General features: G+C 72.9%; 18 protein-coding genes. 8 read left to right on the forward strand and 10 right to left on the reverse strand.

Translation table 11 applies throughout. The features are described from left to right. Positions 1 to 43: 43 nt before the first annotated feature. The 4 genes from eccE to rarD all read left to right on the forward strand — a co-directional run bounded on the left by eccE (position 44) and on the right by rarD (position 3806). Positions 44 to 1795, forward strand: coding sequence for a type VII secretion protein EccE (gene eccE, locus AB0G08_RS22025; RefSeq protein WP_358091085.1), 1752 nt, complete (start codon positions 44 to 46; stop codon positions 1793 to 1795). An 86-nt stretch (positions 1796 to 1881) separates the two neighbouring features. After that, positions 1882 to 2268 carry a phage holin family protein gene (locus AB0G08_RS22030; RefSeq protein WP_358090971.1) on the forward strand — a complete coding sequence of 129 codons (387 nt, stop codon included), beginning with the start codon at positions 1882 to 1884 and terminating at the stop codon, positions 2266 to 2268. Positions 2269 to 2379: 111 nt separating this feature from the next. Continuing rightward, positions 2380 to 2880 carry a GNAT family N-acetyltransferase gene (locus tag AB0G08_RS22035; RefSeq protein WP_358090974.1) on the forward strand — a complete coding sequence of 167 codons (501 nt, stop codon included), beginning with the start codon at positions 2380 to 2382 and terminating at the stop codon, positions 2878 to 2880. Beyond that, a complete protein-coding gene (gene rarD / locus AB0G08_RS22040) occupies positions 2877 to 3806 on the forward strand; it encodes an EamA family transporter RarD (protein WP_358090977.1) in 930 nt (309 codons plus the stop codon). Before AB0G08_RS22035 ends, rarD begins: the two co-directional genes overlap by 4 nt. A 13-nt stretch (positions 3807 to 3819) precedes the next feature. Here the strand turns inward: rarD and AB0G08_RS22045 are convergent, their stop codons facing one another. Both AB0G08_RS22045 and AB0G08_RS22050 read right to left on the reverse strand, forming a co-directional pair. After that, positions 3820 to 4512 carry a zf-HC2 domain-containing protein gene (locus AB0G08_RS22045; RefSeq protein ID WP_358090980.1) on the reverse strand — a complete coding sequence of 231 codons (693 nt, stop codon included), beginning with the start codon at positions 4510 to 4512 and terminating at the stop codon, positions 3820 to 3822. After that, positions 4509 to 5003 (reverse strand): sigma-70 family RNA polymerase sigma factor, encoded by a 495-nt coding sequence (locus tag AB0G08_RS22050; RefSeq protein WP_358091087.1) that lies wholly within the window; start codon positions 5001 to 5003, stop codon positions 4509 to 4511. The genes AB0G08_RS22045 and AB0G08_RS22050 overlap by 4 nt, the downstream gene beginning before the upstream one ends. Before the next feature lie 251 nt (positions 5004 to 5254). Between AB0G08_RS22050 and AB0G08_RS22055 the strand changes: the two genes are divergently transcribed. Beyond that, a complete protein-coding gene (locus tag AB0G08_RS22055) occupies positions 5255 to 7366 on the forward strand; it encodes a PhoX family phosphatase (RefSeq protein WP_358090983.1) in 2112 nt (703 codons plus the stop codon). Between the two features lie 103 nt (positions 7367 to 7469). Here the strand turns inward: AB0G08_RS22055 and AB0G08_RS22060 are convergent, their stop codons facing one another. Further along, positions 7470 to 8252 (reverse strand): helix-turn-helix domain-containing protein, encoded by a 783-nt coding sequence (locus AB0G08_RS22060; RefSeq protein ID WP_358090986.1) that lies wholly within the window; start codon positions 8250 to 8252, stop codon positions 7470 to 7472. A 154-nt stretch (positions 8253 to 8406) separates the two neighbouring features. On the opposite strand from AB0G08_RS22060, the gene AB0G08_RS22065 reads away from it, so the two are divergent. From AB0G08_RS22065 to AB0G08_RS22075, 3 genes are read left to right on the forward strand one after another with little or no spacing between them, the layout of a single operon-like run. Further along, complete coding sequence (locus AB0G08_RS22065) at positions 8407 to 9594, forward strand: MFS transporter (RefSeq protein ID WP_358090989.1); 1188 nt, start codon at positions 8407 to 8409, stop codon at positions 9592 to 9594. A 46-nt stretch (positions 9595 to 9640) separates the two neighbouring features. Further along, positions 9641 to 10000 carry a hypothetical protein gene (locus tag AB0G08_RS22070; RefSeq protein WP_334606437.1) on the forward strand — a complete coding sequence of 120 codons (360 nt, stop codon included), beginning with the start codon at positions 9641 to 9643 and terminating at the stop codon, positions 9998 to 10000. Continuing rightward, a complete protein-coding gene (locus AB0G08_RS22075) occupies positions 9997 to 10479 on the forward strand; it encodes a hypothetical protein (RefSeq protein ID WP_358090992.1) in 483 nt (160 codons plus the stop codon). Before AB0G08_RS22070 ends, AB0G08_RS22075 begins: the two co-directional genes overlap by 4 nt. A gap of 42 nt (positions 10480 to 10521) precedes the next feature. On the opposite strand, the gene AB0G08_RS22080 is transcribed toward AB0G08_RS22075, so the two are convergent. The 7 genes from AB0G08_RS22080 to nuoI all read right to left on the reverse strand — a co-directional run bounded on the left by AB0G08_RS22080 (position 10522) and on the right by nuoI (position 18637). After that, entirely contained in the window at positions 10522 to 11607 is a 1086-nt protein-coding gene (locus tag AB0G08_RS22080) for a polyprenyl synthetase family protein (RefSeq protein WP_358090996.1), read from the reverse strand. Between the two features lie 90 nt (positions 11608 to 11697). Next, positions 11698 to 13251 (reverse strand): NADH-quinone oxidoreductase subunit NuoN, encoded by a 1554-nt coding sequence (nuoN, locus tag AB0G08_RS22085; RefSeq protein ID WP_358090999.1) that lies wholly within the window; start codon positions 13249 to 13251, stop codon positions 11698 to 11700. A 52-nt stretch (positions 13252 to 13303) separates the two neighbouring features. After that, positions 13304 to 14839 (reverse strand): NADH-quinone oxidoreductase subunit M, encoded by a 1536-nt coding sequence (locus AB0G08_RS22090; protein WP_358091002.1) that lies wholly within the window; start codon positions 14837 to 14839, stop codon positions 13304 to 13306. 64 nt (positions 14840 to 14903) lie between these two features. Then, on the reverse strand, positions 14904 to 16862 hold the full coding sequence (gene nuoL, locus AB0G08_RS22095) for an NADH-quinone oxidoreductase subunit L (protein WP_358091005.1): 1959 nt from the start codon (positions 16860 to 16862) through the stop codon (positions 14904 to 14906). An 11-nt stretch (positions 16863 to 16873) separates the two neighbouring features. Then, positions 16874 to 17173 (reverse strand): NADH-quinone oxidoreductase subunit NuoK, encoded by a 300-nt coding sequence (nuoK, locus tag AB0G08_RS22100; protein ID WP_089002424.1) that lies wholly within the window; start codon positions 17171 to 17173, stop codon positions 16874 to 16876. 55 nt (positions 17174 to 17228) lie between these two features. Beyond that, positions 17229 to 17999 carry an NADH-quinone oxidoreductase subunit J gene (locus AB0G08_RS22105; RefSeq protein WP_358091009.1) on the reverse strand — a complete coding sequence of 257 codons (771 nt, stop codon included), beginning with the start codon at positions 17997 to 17999 and terminating at the stop codon, positions 17229 to 17231. Further along, on the reverse strand, positions 17996 to 18637 hold the full coding sequence (gene nuoI, locus AB0G08_RS22110; protein WP_121397080.1) for an NADH-quinone oxidoreductase subunit NuoI: 642 nt from the start codon (positions 18635 to 18637) through the stop codon (positions 17996 to 17998). Before nuoI ends, AB0G08_RS22105 begins: the two co-directional genes overlap by 4 nt.

The raw sequence follows: 18637 nt of genomic DNA on the forward strand, positions 1-18637 counted from the left end.
GGCGGGCGCGGCGGCGTCCCGGGTCGCCCCACCACCGCCGCGGATCCCGGCCGCGCGGCGGAGCGGCGCCGGTGTCCGGGCCGGTCAGCTCGTCGCCACGCAGGTGGCGGTGGCGGCCGTGGTCGCCGCCGCCGGTCGGGGCGTGCTGGCGACGCTGGCCGCCGTGGGGGTGGCCGCGCTGCTGCTGCCCGTGGCATGGGTGCGGCTGCGGGGGCGGTGGGTCTTCGAGTGGCTGGCCACCGGCCTGGGCTACGCCACGCGCCGCCGCGCCCTGCCGCCGGCGGCCGGCCCGGCGGCCCTGCTGAACCTGGTCGACCCGGGCGCGGTCGTCCACCCCGCCGAACTGGCCGGCACGCCGGCCGCCGTGCTGGACGACGCCGCGGGCATGGTGGCCGTGCTGGAGCTCGGCGACCCGGCCGACCTGCTCGGCGACGCCCCCCGCGCGCTGCCGGTCCCGGCGTCGCTGCTGCCGGCCGCCGCGCCGGACGGCCCCCCGGTCCGACTCCAGCTGCTGCTGACGGGCTCGCCGGCGCCGACCGTCGGCGCGGGTGGCGGCACCGTCGCCACCTCGTACCGCCAGCTCACCGACGGGCGGCTCGCCGGCCGGGAACGGGCCGTGCTCGCCGTCCGGGTGCTCCGCGCCGAGGGCTGGACGGCAGAGGAGCTGCGGCGGGCGCTCTCCGGCACGGTGCGCCGGATCACGCGCCGGATCGGGCCCGTCGCCGTCCGCCCGCTGGGCGAGCACGCGACGCTGCGGGTGCTGGCGGAGCTGGCCCACCACGACGACCACCCCGCACAGGAGTCCTGGCAGGCGGTCCGGGCGGGCGACCTGCTCCAGACCACGTTCCGGCTGCGCCGCTGGCCCGACGCGCGTACCGACGCGGGCCGGCGGCTGGTGACCCGGCTGCTCGCGCTGCCCGCGACGGCGACCACCGTCTCGCTCGGCGTCGGGCCGTGGGCCGGCGCCGACCCCGCGTCGGCGCCGACCGAACTGACCGTACGACTGGCCGCCGCCACCCCGGCGGAGCTCTCGCTCGCGGCGCAGGCGCTGCGCCGGCTGGTGGCCGAGGTGGGCGGCGAGGTGCACCGGCTCGACGGCGCGCAGCGCGACGGGCTGGCCGGCACGCTGCCGTTGGCGGCGGCGGGCGCGGCGGGTCCGGGTCCCGCCCCCGACGGCCTGGAGCTGACCCTCGGCGAGGCGGGGCTGATGGTCGGCACGAACCGGCACGGCGGCGCGGTGACCATCCGGCTGTTCCGGCCGGAGAGCACCCGGGTGATGCTGGTGGGCGGCGTACGCGCGGCGCAGCTGGTGGTGGTGCGGGCCATGGCGCTCGGGGCCCGGGTGGTGGTGCAGACCGCCCGTCCGCGCGGGTGGGAGCCGTTCGTCCGGGGCGTCGGCACCCCCGGCGCGATGATCCCGGTGGTCCCGCCCGGCCGTCCGGTGGGCGAGCCGGGTTCGCCGCTGCGCCCGCTGCTGGTGGTGGTCGACGCCGGCCCGGCGTCCGCCGACACGGAGCCGGGATCCCCGTGGCGGACCACGCTGCTGGTCCGCGACGAGCTGACCCCCGCCGACGCCGACGCGTTGGGCCGCGCCGACCTGGCCGTGCTGCAACCGCTCGACCCGACCGAGGCCGCCGTGGCGGGCGCCGCGCTGGGCCTCGGTGGGTCGGCGGAGTGGCTGACCCGGATCCGGGACGACATGGTCGCGGTGGTCAACCGGCGGGCGTTGCGCTGGGCGCTGGTCTCCCCCACCCCGATCGAGACGCAACTGATCGGCCGCCCCTCCCGCCGCTGAGCGCGGGGTCCCGCCCGGGCAGCGCGGCGAGGACGTCCGACGATCACGGCTTCCGCACGTTGTCCGTCCGTGGCACGATCCCCGCCATGGGTTTCCTCAAAGGGCTGCTGATCCGGCTGGGCAGCACGGCGCTGGCCTTCTGGCTGGCCACGCTGCTGATCCCGGGCATCACGCTGGATTCGGCGTCGGCGGGCGAGGCGGTCGTCACGCTGCTCCTCGTCGCGGTGATCTTCGGCGTGGTCAACGCGGTGCTCCAGCCGATCGTCAAGACCGTCGGCTGCGGCTTCTACCTGCTGACCCTCGGGTTGATCGCGCTGGTGGTCAACGGGCTGCTGTTCCTGCTGACCAGCTGGATCGCCGACCAGGCGGGGCTGCCCTTCCACGTCGACGGCTTCTGGCCCGAGGCGGTGCTCGGCGCGCTCTTCGTCGGCATCGTCACCTGGATCCTCGGGGCCGTCCTGGACCGGGACTGACCCGGGCCGCGTGGAGGCGGGCCGGGCAGAGGCAGGCCGGGGAGAGGCTGGCGACCAGAGGGCGGGAATTGGTCGCTGATCGGGCCGGGTGGCCGGGCTAGCCTCGCGGGCATGTTCACCCTGACCCGCGACGACGGCTACCTGCTCAGCACCGAGGCGGACCGGATCGACCTGGACCTGGTGCACCACTGGCTCTCCACCGACGCTTACTGGGCGATCGGGCGGGACCGGGAGACGGTGGCGCGGGCGTTCGCCGGGTCGGTGCCGTTCGGCGTCTACCGCCCGGGTGACGGCCGGCAGGTCGCGGTCGCCCGGGTGGTCACCGACCGGGCCACCTTCGCCTGGCTCTGCGACGTCTACGTCGACCCCGGCGAGCGCGGCCGGGGGCTCGGCACCTGGCTGGCCGGGGCGGTCCGCGACCACCTCGCCGGCCTGGGCGTACGCCGGATCCTGCTGGCCACCGCCGACGCCCACCCGGTCTACGCGAAGGTCGGGTTCGCCCCGATGACCGACCCGCACCGCTGGATGCAGCTCGACCAGCGCAACCAGCCGGTGAGCCCGGTCACCGGCAAGGAACCGGGCGGCCAGGCGCCCCTTACGGTGGAGGCGTGACGCCAATCCGCCTCGGCTACCTCTACGGCTTCGTCGCGTACCTGCTCTGGGGGTTCTTCCCGCTCTACCTGCGGCTGCTGCGCCCGGCGGGGTCGATCGAGATCCTGGCCCACCGCATCGTCTGGTCGGTGGTGTTCGTCGCCCTGCTGCTGGCGGCGATGCGCAACGTCGGCTTCCTGCGGGCGCTGCTGCGCCGGCCCCGGGCACTGGCCGGCATCGGCGTCGCCGCCGCACTGATCGCGGTGAACTGGGGCACCTACATCTACGGCGTGAACTCCGACCGGGTGGTGGAGACCGCCCTCGGCTACTTCATCAACCCGCTGGTGGTGGTGCTGCTGGGCGTCACCGTGCTGCGCGAGCGGCTGCGCCCCACGCAGTGGGTGGCGCTCGGCATCGGCGGCCTGGCCGTGGCCGTGCTGACCGTCGACTACGGCCGGCTGCCGTACCTGGCGCTGGTCCTGGCGTTCAGCTTCGCCGGCTACGGCCTGGCCAAGAAGCAGCTCGGGCTGCCCGCCGCGGAGGGGCTCTTCGTCGAGTCGGCGGTGCTGGCGGTGCCCGCGCTGGCGTACCTGGGCTGGCTCACCGCCACCGGCGACGGCACCTTCGGGCAGGTGTCGGTCGGGCACACCGTGCTGCTGGTGTCGGCCGGGGCGGCGACCGCGATCCCGCTGCTGCTCTTCGCCGGGGCGGCGAACCGGCTCCCGCTCACCGGCCTGGGCATGATCCAGTACCTCGCCCCGATCCTCCAGCTCGGCTGCGGGGTGCTGATCTTCCACGAGCCGATGCCGCCGGCCCGGCTCGCCGGCTTCGCCCTGGTCTGGGTCGCGCTGATCGTCTTCACCGTCGACGCCGTGCGCCACGCCCGCCGTACCCGCGCCGCCAACCTCGCCGCCCGGCGGGCCGGGGCCGTCGCGGCGACCCGCTGACCGGCGCGGCCCGTCAGCGCACGTCGTACGCGAGGACGGGCGTGCCGTCGGCGCGGAGCAGTTCCAGCCGGACCAGCTCCGCGTCGGTGAACCGGGTCGCGCCGGTGATCCGCAGGTCGTCGCCGGGCGCGGCGAGCCAGGACGCGACCTGCTCCGTCGCGCCGTCCGGGCCGTGCGCCACCAGCCGGAAGGTGTACGCCTTGGCGTAGCCGGCCCTGGCGTCGTACCCGCAGCGCATCCGCACCTCGGTGCCCCAGTCGGTGCCGTCGAGGGCGATCTCGGCGTGCACGGGCACCGTGCCGGCGACCGGTTGCATGGCGACCATCCGCACCTCGATCGGGGTCGGCGCGGCGGCCTCCCGGGGCAGCAGGGCGGCGGTGCCGACGCCGACGAGAAGCGCCAGCGCGGCTGCCACGAGTGCGGTGAGGGCGTACCGGCGGCGGGTGGACGACCGCTCCCGGCGGCGGCGCTCCCGCGCGGCGACGAGCAGCTCGGGCACCCGGGGGTTCTCCGGCGGCGGCAGGAACTGCTCCAGCCCGGCCGGGCCGAGCCGGCCGAGCAGCCCGGGCAGGACGGCGATCTCGGCGACCGCCTGCCGGCAGGCGGCGCAGCCGGCGAGGTGCCGCTCGTAGGCCACCCGCTCGGCGGGAGCCAGCGCACCCAGCACGTACGCGCCGTCGTCGTGCGCGAACTCGCACCGGGTCATTCGGTCACTCCCATCTCGGCCAGGACCAACCGTAGTGAGCGCAGGGCGTAGTGGGTCCGGGACTTGACCGTGCCGGGCGGCACGCCCAGCCGCGAGGCCGCCTCCGCCACCGACCGTCCCTGGTAGAAGCACTCCACCAGCACCTCCCGGTGGGTGGGGCTGAGCCGGTTCAGCGCCTCGGCGACCATCCACGCCTCCACCGCGCGTTCCGCCTCGTCCACGGCCACGGGGGGCTCGGGCAGCTCGTCGGTGTAGACCTCGCCGACCCGGGCGGCGCGGCGCCGCCAGGCGTCGATGGCCAGGTTGCGGGCGGTGGTGAAGAGCCAGGAGCGGACCGAGCCGCGCGTCGGGTCGAGCGACTCCGGGTGCCGCCAGGCACGTAGCAGCGTCTCCTGCACCAGGTCCTCGGCCCGCTGCCGGTCGCCGTTGACCAGCCGCAGGGCGTGCGCGTACAGCGCCTCCGCGTGCTCGTCGTGCAGCGCGCGGAGCAGTTGGGCGTCGTGGTCGCTGATGGCGGTCTCCTCGCTGTCGGCGCGAGTCCGGCGGTGACGTTCGCACGGGAACACGTGCCGCCGCCCCGAACGGTTCAGCCGCAGGTCACCGTGGGATTCCCGGCTGAGGTGTTCATACCCGGTTCACGCCGCCGCCGACGACCGCTCACCGCGCCCTCCTAGCGTCCGGCGGGTACGCACGCCAGCGGCTGGTTCGGCGTGCACCGACCCCCCTTCAGGAGGCTCCTTCCATGAGCGACCGTCCCCGGCTGCTCCCGTTGCTGGGCGCCACCCGCCACGGCAGCCGCGATGCCATGACCTGTCTCTACCGGTGCGGCAACGCGTGCGACCACCCGGTGCCCAACACCTCCGACAACGCGTACTTCGGCGACGTGGTGAAGGCGGAGGTGTCCCGGCGCGGCGTGGTCCGGGCCGGCGCGGTCGGCGCGCTGGTCCTCGGCTTCGGCGGCGCGGTGGCCGGTGCCGCCCCCGCGGCGGCCGCCCCCGCCACCCCCGTGGTCCCGGACGCCGCCGTTTTCGACCGCCCCGCCGGTGGCGTCGGCAACGGCGCGCTGACCTTCAAGGCGGTCCCGCCGAACACCCTGGACAGCCTCGTCGTGCCCAACGGGTACGACCACGCGGTCGTCATGCGCTGGGGCGACCCGGTCGTGCCGGGCGCCCCCGAGTTCGACCTGCGCGCCCAGACCGCCGCCGCCCAGGCCGGGCAGTTCGGCTACAACAGCGACTTCGTCGGGGTGCTGCCGCTCGACGGGCGCCGCCGCGCGCTGCTCGTGGTCAACCACGAGTACACCAACGAGGACCTGATGTTCCCCGGCTTCGTGAGCCAGGACGCGCTGACCGTCGAGCAGTTGCGGATCGCGATGGCCGCGCACGGCATGTCCGTGGTGGAGCTGGAGCGGGTCGACGGCACCGGACAGTGGCGGCCGGTCACCAAGGGCCGGCGGCCGTACAACCGGCGGGTCACGGCGCTGGCCACGAAGTTCGAGCTGACCGGCCCGGCCGCCGGCTCGGCGCACCTGCGGACCGCCGCCGACCCGAAGGGCCGTACGGTCGTCGGCACGCTGAACAACTGCGCCGGCGGGGTGACCCCGTGGGGCACCGTGCTCTCCGGCGAGGAGAACTTCAACCAGTACTTCGTCGGCGGCGACGCGGTGGCCGAGGAGGTGAAGCCGAAGCTGTCCCGGTACGGCATCACCACCACGACCCGCCACCCGAGCGGCAGCCGGAAGTGGGAGCGCGCCGACGAGCGGTTCGACCTGGCGAAGCACCCCAACGAGGCCAACCGGTTCGGCTGGATCGTGGAGATCGACCCGTACGACCCGGAGAGCCGGCCGCGCAAGCACACCGCGCTGGGCCGGTTCAAGCACGAGGGTGCGAACGTCATCGTCGCGAAGAGCGGGCACGTGGTCGCGTACATGGGCGACGACGAGCGCTTCGACTACCTCTACAAGTTCGTCTCCGACAAGAAGTTCATGAAGGGCGGCTCCTGGGTCGCCCGCCGGCACAACCTGACCCTGCTGGAGTCGGGCACCCTCTACGTCGCCGAGCTGAAGCAGAGCAGCGCCGACGAGATCGACGGCTCCGGCCGGCTCCCCTCCGACGGCGCGTTCAATGGCCGGGGACGCTGGATCAAGCTGGTCAGCGGCAACCGCTCGTACGTCGACGGGATGACCGCCGCCGACGTGCTCACCTTCACCCGGCTCGCCGGCGACAAGGTCGGGGCGACCAAGATGGACCGCCCGGAGGACGTCGAGCCGAGCCTGCTCACCGGCAAGGTGTACGTGGCGCTGACCAACAACACCGACCGGGGCAAGGCCGGCAAGCCGGCCGCCGACGAGGCCAACCCGCGCAACCTGAACAAGCACGGCCAGGTGCTGGAGCTGGTGGAGGAGCGCGGTGACAACGCGGCCGAGACCTTCGCCTGGTCGCTGCCGATCGTCGCGGGTGACCCGGCGGACCCGTCGACCTTCTTCGCCGGGTACGACAAGACGAAGGTCTCCCCGATCTCCTGCCCGGACAACGTGGCGTTCGACGCCACCGGCAACCTCTGGATCTCCACGGACGGCAACGCGCTGGGCAGCAACGACGGCCTCTTCGCCACGGCCGTCGAGGGGCCGGAACGGGGCCACCTGAAGCAGTTCCTCACGGTGCCGGTGGGCGCCGAGGCCTGCGGCCCGTTCATCACCGGGGACAACCGCTCGGTCTTCGTGGCCGTGCAGCACCCGGGCGAGGTCAGCGGGGCGTCCGTCGAGAAGCCGGCCTCGAACTGGCCGGACGGTGACTACGCCAAGCCGGGCGTGGTGGTCGCCTGGCGCCTGGACGGCGGCCCGATCGGCAGCTGACCCCTCCTCGGGCGGTCCGGCGCTGGACCGCCACCGGGGCCCTCTCCCAGCCGGGGAGAGGGCCCCGGGCCGTTCCGGCCCGACGCGGCGGGCGCCGGCGGGGTCAGCTGTCGGCGGCCAGGTTGTCGGCGATCGTCCGGGCGACCGTGAGCAGCTTCGCCCGCACCACGCGGGCGGAGGTCATCATCTCGCCGGCCGGCAGCGCGCAGGCCAGCACCACCCGGCGCTCCATGTCCTTGTCCGGGCTGACCAGCACCGCGGCGCAGGCCACGCCCTGCCGGAACTGCCCCAGCTCCAGCTGCATGCCCCGCCGGTCCCCGGCGGCCAGGTCGACCTCGAACGCCTCCGTGGTGGTCAGGGTCGCGGAGGTGAACGGGCGCATGCCGTAGTCGCGCAGGTAGCGGAAGCGCTGCTCGGCGGTGAGCGTGGCGAGCAGGGCCTTGCCGAGGGCGGTCGCGTGCGCCCCCTCGTCGAACCCGGGCACCAGGTCCTCCAGGTACGGCGAGCGCGGGCCCTCGGCCACGGCCGTGACCGCCACCTGGCCGCCCACGAACCGGCCGAGGTAGTGGCTGTAGCCGGTGTCCAGGGCGGCCCGGCGCAGGCTCTCCCCGACCGCCGGCGGCCCCCGGAACGCCGTCACCAGCTCGCGGTAGCGGTCGGCCACCTCCAGACCCACGATGTACGTGCCGTCCTCGCGACGGATCACGTAGCCCTCGTAGGCCAGCGTGCGGACCAGGTGGTAGGTCGTCGCCACGGTCAGCTCACAGCGCCGGGCGATCTGTTTGACGGTGAGCCCCTTCGGGGCGCGACCGACCGACTCGAGCACTCGTAGCGCGCGGGACACGCTCCGGATGAGATCCGAAGGTTCCGCCAAGGGGTCGCGCACAACCACCTCCGCCGCCGGGGACTTACACCATATGAAAAACAGGCCCGGTGCGAAATGCCTGTTCGGGTGGAGGATGCCAGATTGCCATGAACGGCGCGTACCCCGACAGGCACGTACCGTGACGCAATCGCTGCTCACGTAGGTTTGCCGGACCATGACCGACACCGCGTTGCAGTCCGCCCCGGGCGACACTCCGCCCCGGCCCGCCCGGGCGGTGGCGGGGGCCGTCGCCGTCACCATCGCCTGCGTCCTGCCGGTCTTCCTGCTCGGCGGTCTCGCCGTGCAGATGGGCGAGGACCTGGGCTTCTCCCCGGCCGGCCTGGGCCTGGCCGTGTCGGTCTACTTCGGGGTGGGCGCGCTGGCCTCGGTGCCCTCCGGCGTCCTCGCCGAGCGGCACGGGCCGGCCGTGGTGGCCCGCGCCGGCATCCTGCTCTCCGCCGCCTGCCTGCTGGCGGTGGCGGTGGTGGTGGTGGCCCGGTCGTACCCGGTCCTGCTCGGGCTGCTCGCGCTCGCCGGCACGGCCAACGCCCTCGGCCAGCTCGCCAGCAACGCCACCCTCGCCCGGCACGTGCCGGCCCGCAGACAGGGGTTGTCGTTCGGGGTGAAGCAGGCCGCCATCCCCGTCGCCACCCTGCTGGCCGGGGCGGCGGTGCCGACCGTGGCGCTGACGGCCGGCTGGCGCTGGGCGTTCGTGGCCGCGGCCGGCGCGGCCCTGGCGACGCTGCCGGCCGTACCCGCGCGGGAGCCACGCCCCACCCGGACGGCTGCCCCCAGCCGCGCCGGCCGCGCCACGGCGGCCCTGGTGGTGGTCGGGGCCGCCGGGACCTTCGCCGCCGCCGCCGCGAACGCGCTCGGCACCTTCGTCGTCGACTCCTCCGCCAACCGGGGGCTGTCGCCCGGTCTGGCCGGGCTGACCCTGACCCTGGGCAGCGCCGTCTGCGTGGCGGCCCGGGTCTGCGTCGGCTGGCTCGCGGACCGCCGCGCCACCGGGCACGTCGCCCTCATCGCCGGCATGCTCGTGGTCGGCGCGGCCGGGCTGGGCCTGCTCGCGGCGGCCGGGTCGGTGCCGCTGGTGGCGGGCGTGCTGCTCGGCTTCGGCCTGGGCTGGGCGTGGCCGGGCCTGATGACCTTCGCGGTGGTCCGGCTGCACCCGCAGGCCCCGGCCGCCGCGACCTCGGTCACCCAGACCGGGGTGTACGCGGGCGGCTGCCTCGGCCCGCTCGGCCTCGGCGCCGTGGCCGCGCACGCCGGCTACCCGGCGATGTGGCTCGTGGCCGCCGGGTCGATGCTGCTGGCCGCCGCCCTGATGCTCACCGGCAGCCGGATGCTCGCCCGCCGGTGAGCCCTGCCGGGCCGACCTGTCGGCACCGGAAGCTAGTTTGCCTGTCATGAACTCCTGGCACCACGCCCAGTCGGCCGCGCGCAAGTGGGGAGGCACCCCGGAGGACTACCTGCCGATCGAGGAGTTCATCGACTCCTCCAAGCAGATCATCGGCGACGTCCGGCACCGCGCGATGTACCACCACACCGCGGGCATCTACCTCTGCCAGCGGATCTTCGGCGACACGTTGCAGGTCGGCCGCAGGAGCGTACCGGTCCGCCTGATCGCCGAACGACACGTACTGGAGGACCTCGGCTGGCTGCCCAGCCCCGCCGACTACTTCTCGGGGATGCCGATCCGTCCCTGGATGTCCGGCGCCCAACGTAAGGACCTGCCCCTCTCCACCCTGCTCGGAGGCGACACGTGAGTCACATCAGCTTTCTCGGCATCCCGGTCGAGGGCGAGATCACCCCGGCCCGCCGGGCTACGCAGCGCCCCCTGGAGGAACTGCAGCCCCTGCTGCGAGCCCTGCTCGACGACGACGCCGTCACCGAGTTCGGCTGGCGGCAGTACTCCCCCTACTTCAACGACGGCGACACGTGCGACTTCAGCGTCGAGGGGTTCTGGGTGCGCACCACCGGCGACATGCCTCGGGTCGGCCCGGAAGAACTCAGAGTGGGCGAGTACGCCGAACCCCACCCCAGCCTCGGGGGTCCGCGGCGGGTCTCCGGCAGGCGCGGGCCCTACCAGGGCCGCGACGAGGGCCGCTACCAGCGCGCGTACGCCCTCGCCGTGGCCCTCGAGGAGGGCGGCTTCGACAACGTCCTGCTGGATGCCTTCGGCGACCACGCCGAGGTGACGGTGCGCCGGGAGGGGATCCAGGTCCGGTACTACGAGCACGAGTGAGCGACCGACGGGCCGCCCTCGCCGCGGGGCGGCCCCGGGGCGTCAGCTCGTGCGGTCGGCGATGTAGTCGCAGAGGGATTCGAGGGCGCGGCGGGCCGGGCCCTGCGGGAGCGGCGAGAGCTGCTCCCGGGCCTCCTCGGCGTAGCTGCGGACCGTCTCCCGGGCCCGCTTGAGCGCCGGGCTCTCGCGCAGCAGGCCGAGCGCCTCGGCGTGCAGGTCGTCGTCGGTCAGCGGGCCGGTCGCCAGGATCTCCCGCAGCCGCACCGAGGCGGCGTCGGCGTCGTCCGAGCCGAGCGCGTAGAGCACCGGCAGGGTCGGCACGCCCTCGCGCAGGTCGGTGCCGGGCGTCTTGCCCGACTCCACCGACTCCGAGGCGATGTCGAGCAGGTCGTCGGAGAGCTGGAAGGCCACGCCGATGGTCTCGCCGTAGCCGGCCAGCGCCTCGGTGTGCTCCGGGGCGGCACCGCCGAACATGCCGCCGAAGCGGGCCGAGGTGGCGATCAGCGAGCCGGTCTTCCCGGCGATCACGTCGAGGTAGTGGGCCACCGGATCGTCGCCGGGGCGGGGGCCGACGGTCTCGGCGATCTGGCCGTGCACCAGCCGGGCGAAGGTGCGCGCCTGGAGGCGTACGGCCTCGATGCCCAGGTCGGCGGCGATGTCGGCGGCGCGGGCGAAGAGGTAGTCGCCGACGAGGATGGCGACGGAGTTGGTCCACCGGGAGTTGGCGCTCGGCGCCCCCCGACGCACGGCGGCCTCGTCCATCACGTCGTCGTGGTAGAGCGTCGCGAGGTGGGTGAGCTCCATCACCACCGCGGCCGGCACGACCTGCGCGTTGGTCGGGTCGCCGAACTGCGCGCCCAGCGCCACCAGCAGCGGCCGGAACCGCTTGCCGCCGGCCTCCACGAGGTGCCGGGCGGCCTCCGTGACGAACGGGTCGGCGCTGGCCACGCCCGCCCGCAGCTCCGACTCGACGCTCTCCAACAGGCCCAGCACGGACGCCTCGACGCGGGGGTCGGCGAGATAGAGGCCGAGCGCGCCGAACTGACTCGTGCTCACCCTGGTCCGACGGCCGCCGGACCCGGGGGCACCTGAACGCTCGCCAGCCGGATTCACCACGCCATCAACCATGCCACACCCCTCCGACCTGCCCGGGACGGGGGATACGGCGCGGGGGCCGGCACGCCGTGGCGTACCGGCCCCCGCGGGCGTCAGCGTCGGTCATCTGACAAATTCGGCGGCGCCGGTGGCCAGGTCGAGCAGCGGCGCGGGCGCCACACCGAGCACCAGCGTGGCGAGCACGCCGATCATCAGCGCGGCCGAGGTCAGCCCGCCGGGCACGGCGACGGTCGGCGTCGACTCGCCGGGCTCGGAGAGCCACATCATCACCACGACCCGCAGGTACGGGAAGGCCAGCACCATGCTGGTCAGCACGCCGGCGATCACCAGCCACGCCTGCCCGCCGTCGAGCGCCGGGCCGAAGACCGCGAACTTGCTCGTGAAGCCGCTGGTCAGCGGGATGCCGGCGAAGGCCAGCAGGATGAAGGTGAAGATCCCGGCGTAGAACGGCGAGCGCCGTCCCAGCCCGGCCCAGCGGGACAGGTGGGTGGCCTCCCCGTCGGCGTCGCGCACCAGGGTCACCACGGCGAACGCGGCGAGCACCGAGAAGCCGTACGCGACCAGGTAGAACATCGTCCCGGAGATGCCGTCGGCCCCCGGGGCCAGCACGCCGACCAGCAGGTAACCGGCGTTGGCGATCGACGAGTACGCCAGCAGCCGCTTGATGTCGGTCTGGGTGACCGCCAGCACCGCGCCGACCAGCATCGTCAGCACCGCCACCACGCCGAGGACCGGGGTGAAGTCCCACCGGGCCCCGTCGAAGGCGACGTGGAACACCCGCAGCAGGGCGCCGAACGCGGCAACCTTGGTGCAGGCGGCCATGAGACCGGTGACCGGGGTCGGCGCGCCCTGGTAGACGTCCGGCGTCCAGACGTGGAAGGGGGCGGCCGCCGCCTTGAAGAGCAGCCCGATGGCGAGCAGCGCCATGCCGGCGAAGAGCAGCACGGGGCTGGCCGGGGAGTCCGCGACGGCGGCGTCGATGGTGGCGAAGTCGACACCCGCCTGCCGGCCCGGGATGCCCGCCGTGAAGCCGTAGATCAGGGCCACGCCGAACAGGAAGAACGCGGAGGCGTACGCGCCGAGCATGAAGTACTTCAGCGCGGCCTCCTGGCTCAGCAGCCGCCGGCGGCGGGCCAGCGCGCAGAGCAGGTACAGCGGCAGCGAGAAGACCTCGAGCGCGATGAACATGGTCAGCAGGTCGTTCGCCGCCACGAAGATCAGCATGCCGCCGATCGCGAACGTGGTCAGCGGGTAGACCTCGGTGAGGCCGTTCTTGCCCTCGGCCTGCCGCCGGTCGTCGGCCGACTCGGCGGTGACCGCGGCCTGGGCGACGAACGCCCCGCCCCGCTCCACCGAGCGCTCGCCGATGAGCAGCAGCGCCATCGCGGCGAGGACCAGGATCGCGCCCTGGAGGAAGAGCGTCGGCCCGTCCACCGCGATCGCGCCGCCGATCGTGATCTTCCGCTCGTCGGCCGCCAGCACCACCATGGTCAGCGCGGCGAGCACCGCCAGCAGGGCCATCGACAGCTGGACCACGTGCCGGAGCCGGCGGGGCACGAACGCCTCGACCAGCACGCCCAGCAGCGCGGCGCCCAGCATGATCAGGGTCGGCGCGAGCGCCGCGTAGTCGATCGAGGGCAACTTGAGCTCAGTCACTGCGCAAACCTTTCGATCGCGACTGCGGGGCTCGCAAGCTCACTCCTCGCGCTCACTTGGCCGCCTCCTGGACGGTGCCGCCCGAGGTCGGGGCGGGGTCGGTTCGGCCGACGTCCTGCATGGTCGCCTGCACGGCCGGGTTGATCACGTCGGTGACCGGCTTCGGGTAGAAGCCGAGCAACAGGATCAGTGCGATCAGCGGGGCGACCACGAACTTCTCGCGCAGGTTCAGGTCACGCCGCATGCCGTCGATCTGGGTCAGCGCCGGGTTGAGCGTGCCCTGGGTGGTGCGCTGCACCATCCACAGCACGTACGCGGCGGCCAGGATGATGCCGAGCGTCGCGATCACCGCGACCGGCTTGTTGACCGTGAACGTGCCGATCAGCACCAGGAACTCCGAGACGAACGGCGCGGTGCCGGGCAGCGCGAGCGAGGCCAGACCGGCGAAGAAGAGCACCCCGGCCAGGATCGGCACCAGCTTGCCGGCGCCGCCGAAGTCGCTGATCAGCGCCGAGCCGCGCCGGGCGATGAGCATGCCCACCACCAGGAAGAGCAGGCCGGTGGCGAGGCCGTGGTTGACCATGTAGAGCACCGCGCCGGTGCCGGCCTGGGTGGTGAAGGCGAAGATGCCCACCCCGATGAAGCCGAAGTGCGCGATCGAGGTGTACGACACCAGCCGCTTCAGGTCGTTCTGGCCGACGGCCAGCAGCGCGGCGTAGATGATGCCGATCACGCCCAGCGCCAGCGCCCACGGGGCGAACCACTTGGCCGCGTCCGGGAACAGCGGCAGGCAGTAGCGCAGGATGCCGAAGGTGCCGACCTTGTCGAGCACGCCGACGAGCAGGGCCGCCGCGCCGGCCGGGGCCGCGCCACCGGCGTCCGGCAGCCAGGTGTGGAACGGGAAGAACGGCGCCTTGATCGCGAACGCGAGGAAGAAGCCGAGGAACAGCCAGCGCTCCGTGCCGGTGGAGATGTCCACCTGCGACAGCGCCTGCCAGTCGAAGGTCTTCCCGCCGACGACCCAGAGGCCGATCACCGCGGCGAGCATGAACAGACCGCCGACCAGCGAGTACAGGAAGAACTTCACCGCCGCGTACTGCCGCTGGTGGCCGCCGTAGCTGCCGATGAGGAAGTACATCGGCACCAGCATGACCTCGAAGAACACGTAGAACAGGAAGACGTCGGCGGCGGCGAAGACGCCGATCATCGTGCACTCGAGGACGAGCAGCAGGGCGAAGTAGACCGGCACCGACCGCTTGGACGACTCGGCGTCGTGCCAGGACGCCAGGATCACCAGCGGCACGAGCACCGCGATCAGCATCAGCATCACCAGCGCGATGCCGTCGGCGGCGAAGGTGAAGTTGACGCCCCAGTTCGGGATCCACGCGTAGGACTCGCGGAACTGGAAGCGGTCACCGCCGACCTTGAAGGTCACCCACATGACCACCGACAGCGCCAGCACCAGCAGCGACCAGCCGAGCGCCACCTGCTTGGCCAGCTCCGGCCGGCTGCGCGGCAGGAAGGCCACCACCAGGGCGCCGACCAGCGGTGCCACGGTGAGCACCGAGAGGAACGGGAAGTCGGACATTATGCGGCCTTACCTCCGTCGTCACTGCGCGGTCCGCCGGTGACGGCCGCCTGGAAGAGGTCGATCACGCCAGCCACCCCGCCTCGACGGCCAGGAACGCCGCCAGGACCAGCAGCGCGCCGGTCAGGATCGAGGTGGCGTACGACCGGACGAAGCCCGTCTGGAGCCGCCGGAGCCGGCCCGAGCCGCCACCGATCCCCGCCGCCAGGCCGTTGACCAGCCCGTCGACGCCCCGGTTGTCCAGGTAGACCAGGGCCCGGGTGAGGAAGATGCCCGGCTTCTCGAAGATCGCCTCGTTGAACGCGTCCGTGTAGAGGTTGCGGCGGGCGGCGGTGACCAGCACCCCGGCCGGCTGCGGCGCGGTGGCCGTGCCGCCCCGGAACAGGAACCAGGCCAGGCCCGCGCCGAGGACGGTGACCAGCAGCGAGAGCACGGTGATCACGGTGTGCGAGAGCACCGCGTGGTGCCCCTCCTCCTGGGCGCCCAGCCCGGCGGTGGCCTCCAGCCAGTCCGGCACCGAGGTGGCGAGCAGGAAACCGGCCCCGACCGAGCCCGCGCCGAGCAGGATCAGCGGGATGGTCATCAGCTTCGGCGACTCGTGCGGGTGCTCGATGTCCTCCGTCCAGCGCTTCGGCCCGTGGAAGGTGAGCACGAAGAGCCGGGTCATGTAGAACGCGGTGAGCCCGGCGCCGAGCAGCGCGGCCATGCCGAAGAGCCAGGCCGTCCAGTCGTCCCGCTCGAACGCGGCCACGATGATCGGCTCCTTGGAGAAGAAGCCGGAGAACGGGAACATGCCGATGATGGCGAGCCAGCCCATCATGAAGGTGATCCAGGTGACCTTCATGTACTTCGACAGCCCGCCGAAGCGGCGGATGTCGACCTGGTCCTTCATGCCGTGCATGACCGAGCCGGCGCCGAGGAACATGTTGGCCTTGAAGAAGCCGTGCGCCAGCAGGTGCACGATCGCCAGCGCGTACGCCGCGCCGCCGAGGCCCACGCCGAGGAACATGTAGCCGATCTGGCTGACCGTCGACCAGGCCAGCACCCGCTTGATGTCGTCCTTGGCCGAGCCGATGATGCAGCCGATCAGCAGCGTCAGCGCGCCGACGCTCACCACCACCAACTGGAGGGTGGAGTTGGCCGAGAAGATCGGGTTCGACCGGGCGATCAGGTAGACGCCGGCGGTGACCATGGTGGCGGCGTGGATGAGCGCCGACACGGGGGTCGGGCCCTCCATCGCGTCCGGCAGCCACGCCTGGAGCGGGAACTGGCCGGACTTGCCCGTCGCGCCGAGCAGCAGCAGCAGGCCGAGCACCAGCACCGTGGTCGCGGTCAGCGAGCCGACGCCGTTGAAGACCTCGTCGTACTGGGTGGTGCCGAGGGTGGCGAACATGATGAAGATGCCGATCGCCAGGCCGGCGTCGCCGACCCGGTTCATCAGGAACGCCTTCTTGCCGGCGGTGGCGGCGCTGGGCCGCTCGTACCAGAAGGAGATCAGCAGGTACGACGCCACACCGACGCCCTCCCAGCCGAAGTAGAGCATCACGTAGTTGTTGCCGAGCACCAGCAGCAGCATGGCGGCGACGAACAGGTTGAAGTAGGCGAAGAACCGCCGACGTCCCGCGTCGTGCGCCATGTACTCGACCGCGTAGAGGTGGATCAGGAAGCCCACCCCGGTGATCAGCAGCACGAAGACGGCGGCCAGCGGGTCGAAGAGCAGACCGAAGTCCACCCGCAGGTCGCCGACCGTGATGAAGTCCCACAGGCTCAGCTCGACCGACTTGTTCTCCAGGCCACGCAGCTGGAAGAAGTAGGTCAGGCCCAGCACGAAGGCGGCGCCGATGGCGGCCACCCCGAGCCAGTGCCCCCAGCGGTCCGCGCGCCGGCCGAGCAGCAGCAGGACCGCCGCGCTGACCAGCGGGATCGCCACCAGCAGCCAGACGCTGCCCAGCAGCCCGTCCGCCGTCGCGTAGGCGACGGTGCCCACCGGCTCAGCCGGGGCGTTCGTCAGAATCGTTCCCACCGCAGGACCCCTCAGTACTTCAGCAGGTTGGCGTCGTCGACGCTCGCGGAGCGCCGGGTCCGGAAGATCGCCATGATGATCGCGAGCCCGACCACGACCTCGGCCGCCGCCACCACCATCACGAAGAACGCCATGATCTGGCCGTTGAGGTCACCGTTGATCCGGCTGAAGGTGACCAGGGTCAGGTTGGCCGCGTTGAGCATCAGCTCGACGCACATGAACAGCACGATCGCGTTGCGCCGGATGAGCACACCGACGGCGCCGATGGTGAAGAGCACCGCGGCCAGCACCAGGTAGTAGTCCGGCGTCATCGCTGCGCCAACCTTTCGTTCGCGACTGCGGGGCTCGCAAGCTCACTCCTCGGGCTCACTTGTCCGTCCCCTTCAGCGTGGTCTCCCGGTCGGTGAGCTCGCGCACCGGCAGGATGTCCGAGGTGCTCCGATCGGTCAGCCGGCCGTCGGGCAGACGGGCCGGGGTGGCCACCGAGGAGGAGGTCGCGAAGACACCCGGGCCGGGCTTCGGGCCCGGGTAGTTGCCCGGGGCGAAGCGCGCCCGCATCGTCTTCGGCTGGTCCAGCTTGTCCTGCTTGCGCCGCTCGACGTGGGCCAGCACCATCGCACCGACCGCGGCCGTGATGAGCAGCGCCGAGGTGAGCTCGAAGGCGAAGACGTACTTGGTGAAGAGCAGCCGGGCGATGCCCTGCACGTTGCCCTCGGCGTTGGCCTGCTCCAGGCCGACGGCCGTGGTGCCGTCCAGCGCGCGCCACAGCCCGCCGCCGACCAGGCCGGCGAAGCCGAGCCCGAGCACCGCCGCCGCGACCCGCTGGCCGCGCAGCGTCTCGATCAACGAGTCCGAGGCGTCGCGGCCGACCAGCATCAGCACGAAGAGGAACAGCATCATGATCGCGCCGGTGTAGACGATGATCTGCACCATGCCGATGAACGGCCCGGCCTGGAGCACGTAGAACACGCCCAGGCAGAGCATCGTCAGCACCAGCCAGAGGGCCGAGTGCACGGCGTTGCGCGCCGCGACCATCCCGATCGCGCCGATCAGCGCCAGCGGGGCCAGGATCCAGAAGGTCACCTGCTCCCCGCCGGAGACCCCGCCCGCCGCGGCGAGCACCGTCTGCGTGATCATGCTCCGTCTCCCTTGGCGGCCGCCGCCCGCTGGGCGTGCTGCTCGGCGCCGGGGAAGGTCACACCGGGGTGCTCCTCCACCTGGTACCGGCCCGGGTTGTTGGCCGAGTGCTCCGCACCGGCCGAGGTGCCCGGGTTGGTCAGCGCGCCGACGTAGTAGTCCTTCTCGCTGTCGCCCAACCGCATCGGGTGCGGCGGCTGCTCCATGCCCGGCAGCAGCGGCGCGAGCAGCTGCTCCTTCGTGAAGATCAGGTCCTGCCGGCTGTCCCGGGCCAGCTCGTACTCGTTGCTCATGGTGAGCGAGCGGGTCGGGCAGGCCTCGATGCAGAGCCCGCAGAAGATGCAGCGGGCGTAGTTGATCTGGTAGATGCTGGCGTACCGCTCACCCGGCGAGAAGCGCTGCTCGTCGGTGTTGTCGCCGCCCTCGACGTAGATCGCGTCCGCCGGGCAGGCCCAGGCGCACAGCTCGCAGCCGATGCACTTCTCCAGCCCGTCCGGGTGCCGGTTGAGGATGTGCCGCCCGTGGTAGCGCGGCGCCGACACCGGCGGCTTGAACGGGTAGTCGGTGGTGACGACCTTCTTGAACATGTGCGAGAAGGTGACACCGAATCCCTTGAACGTTCCGGTGATCGCGCCCAC

The organism is Micromonospora sp. NPDC023644 (assembly GCF_040640115.1).
Classification (GTDB): Bacteria; Actinomycetota; Actinomycetes; order Mycobacteriales; family Micromonosporaceae; genus Micromonospora.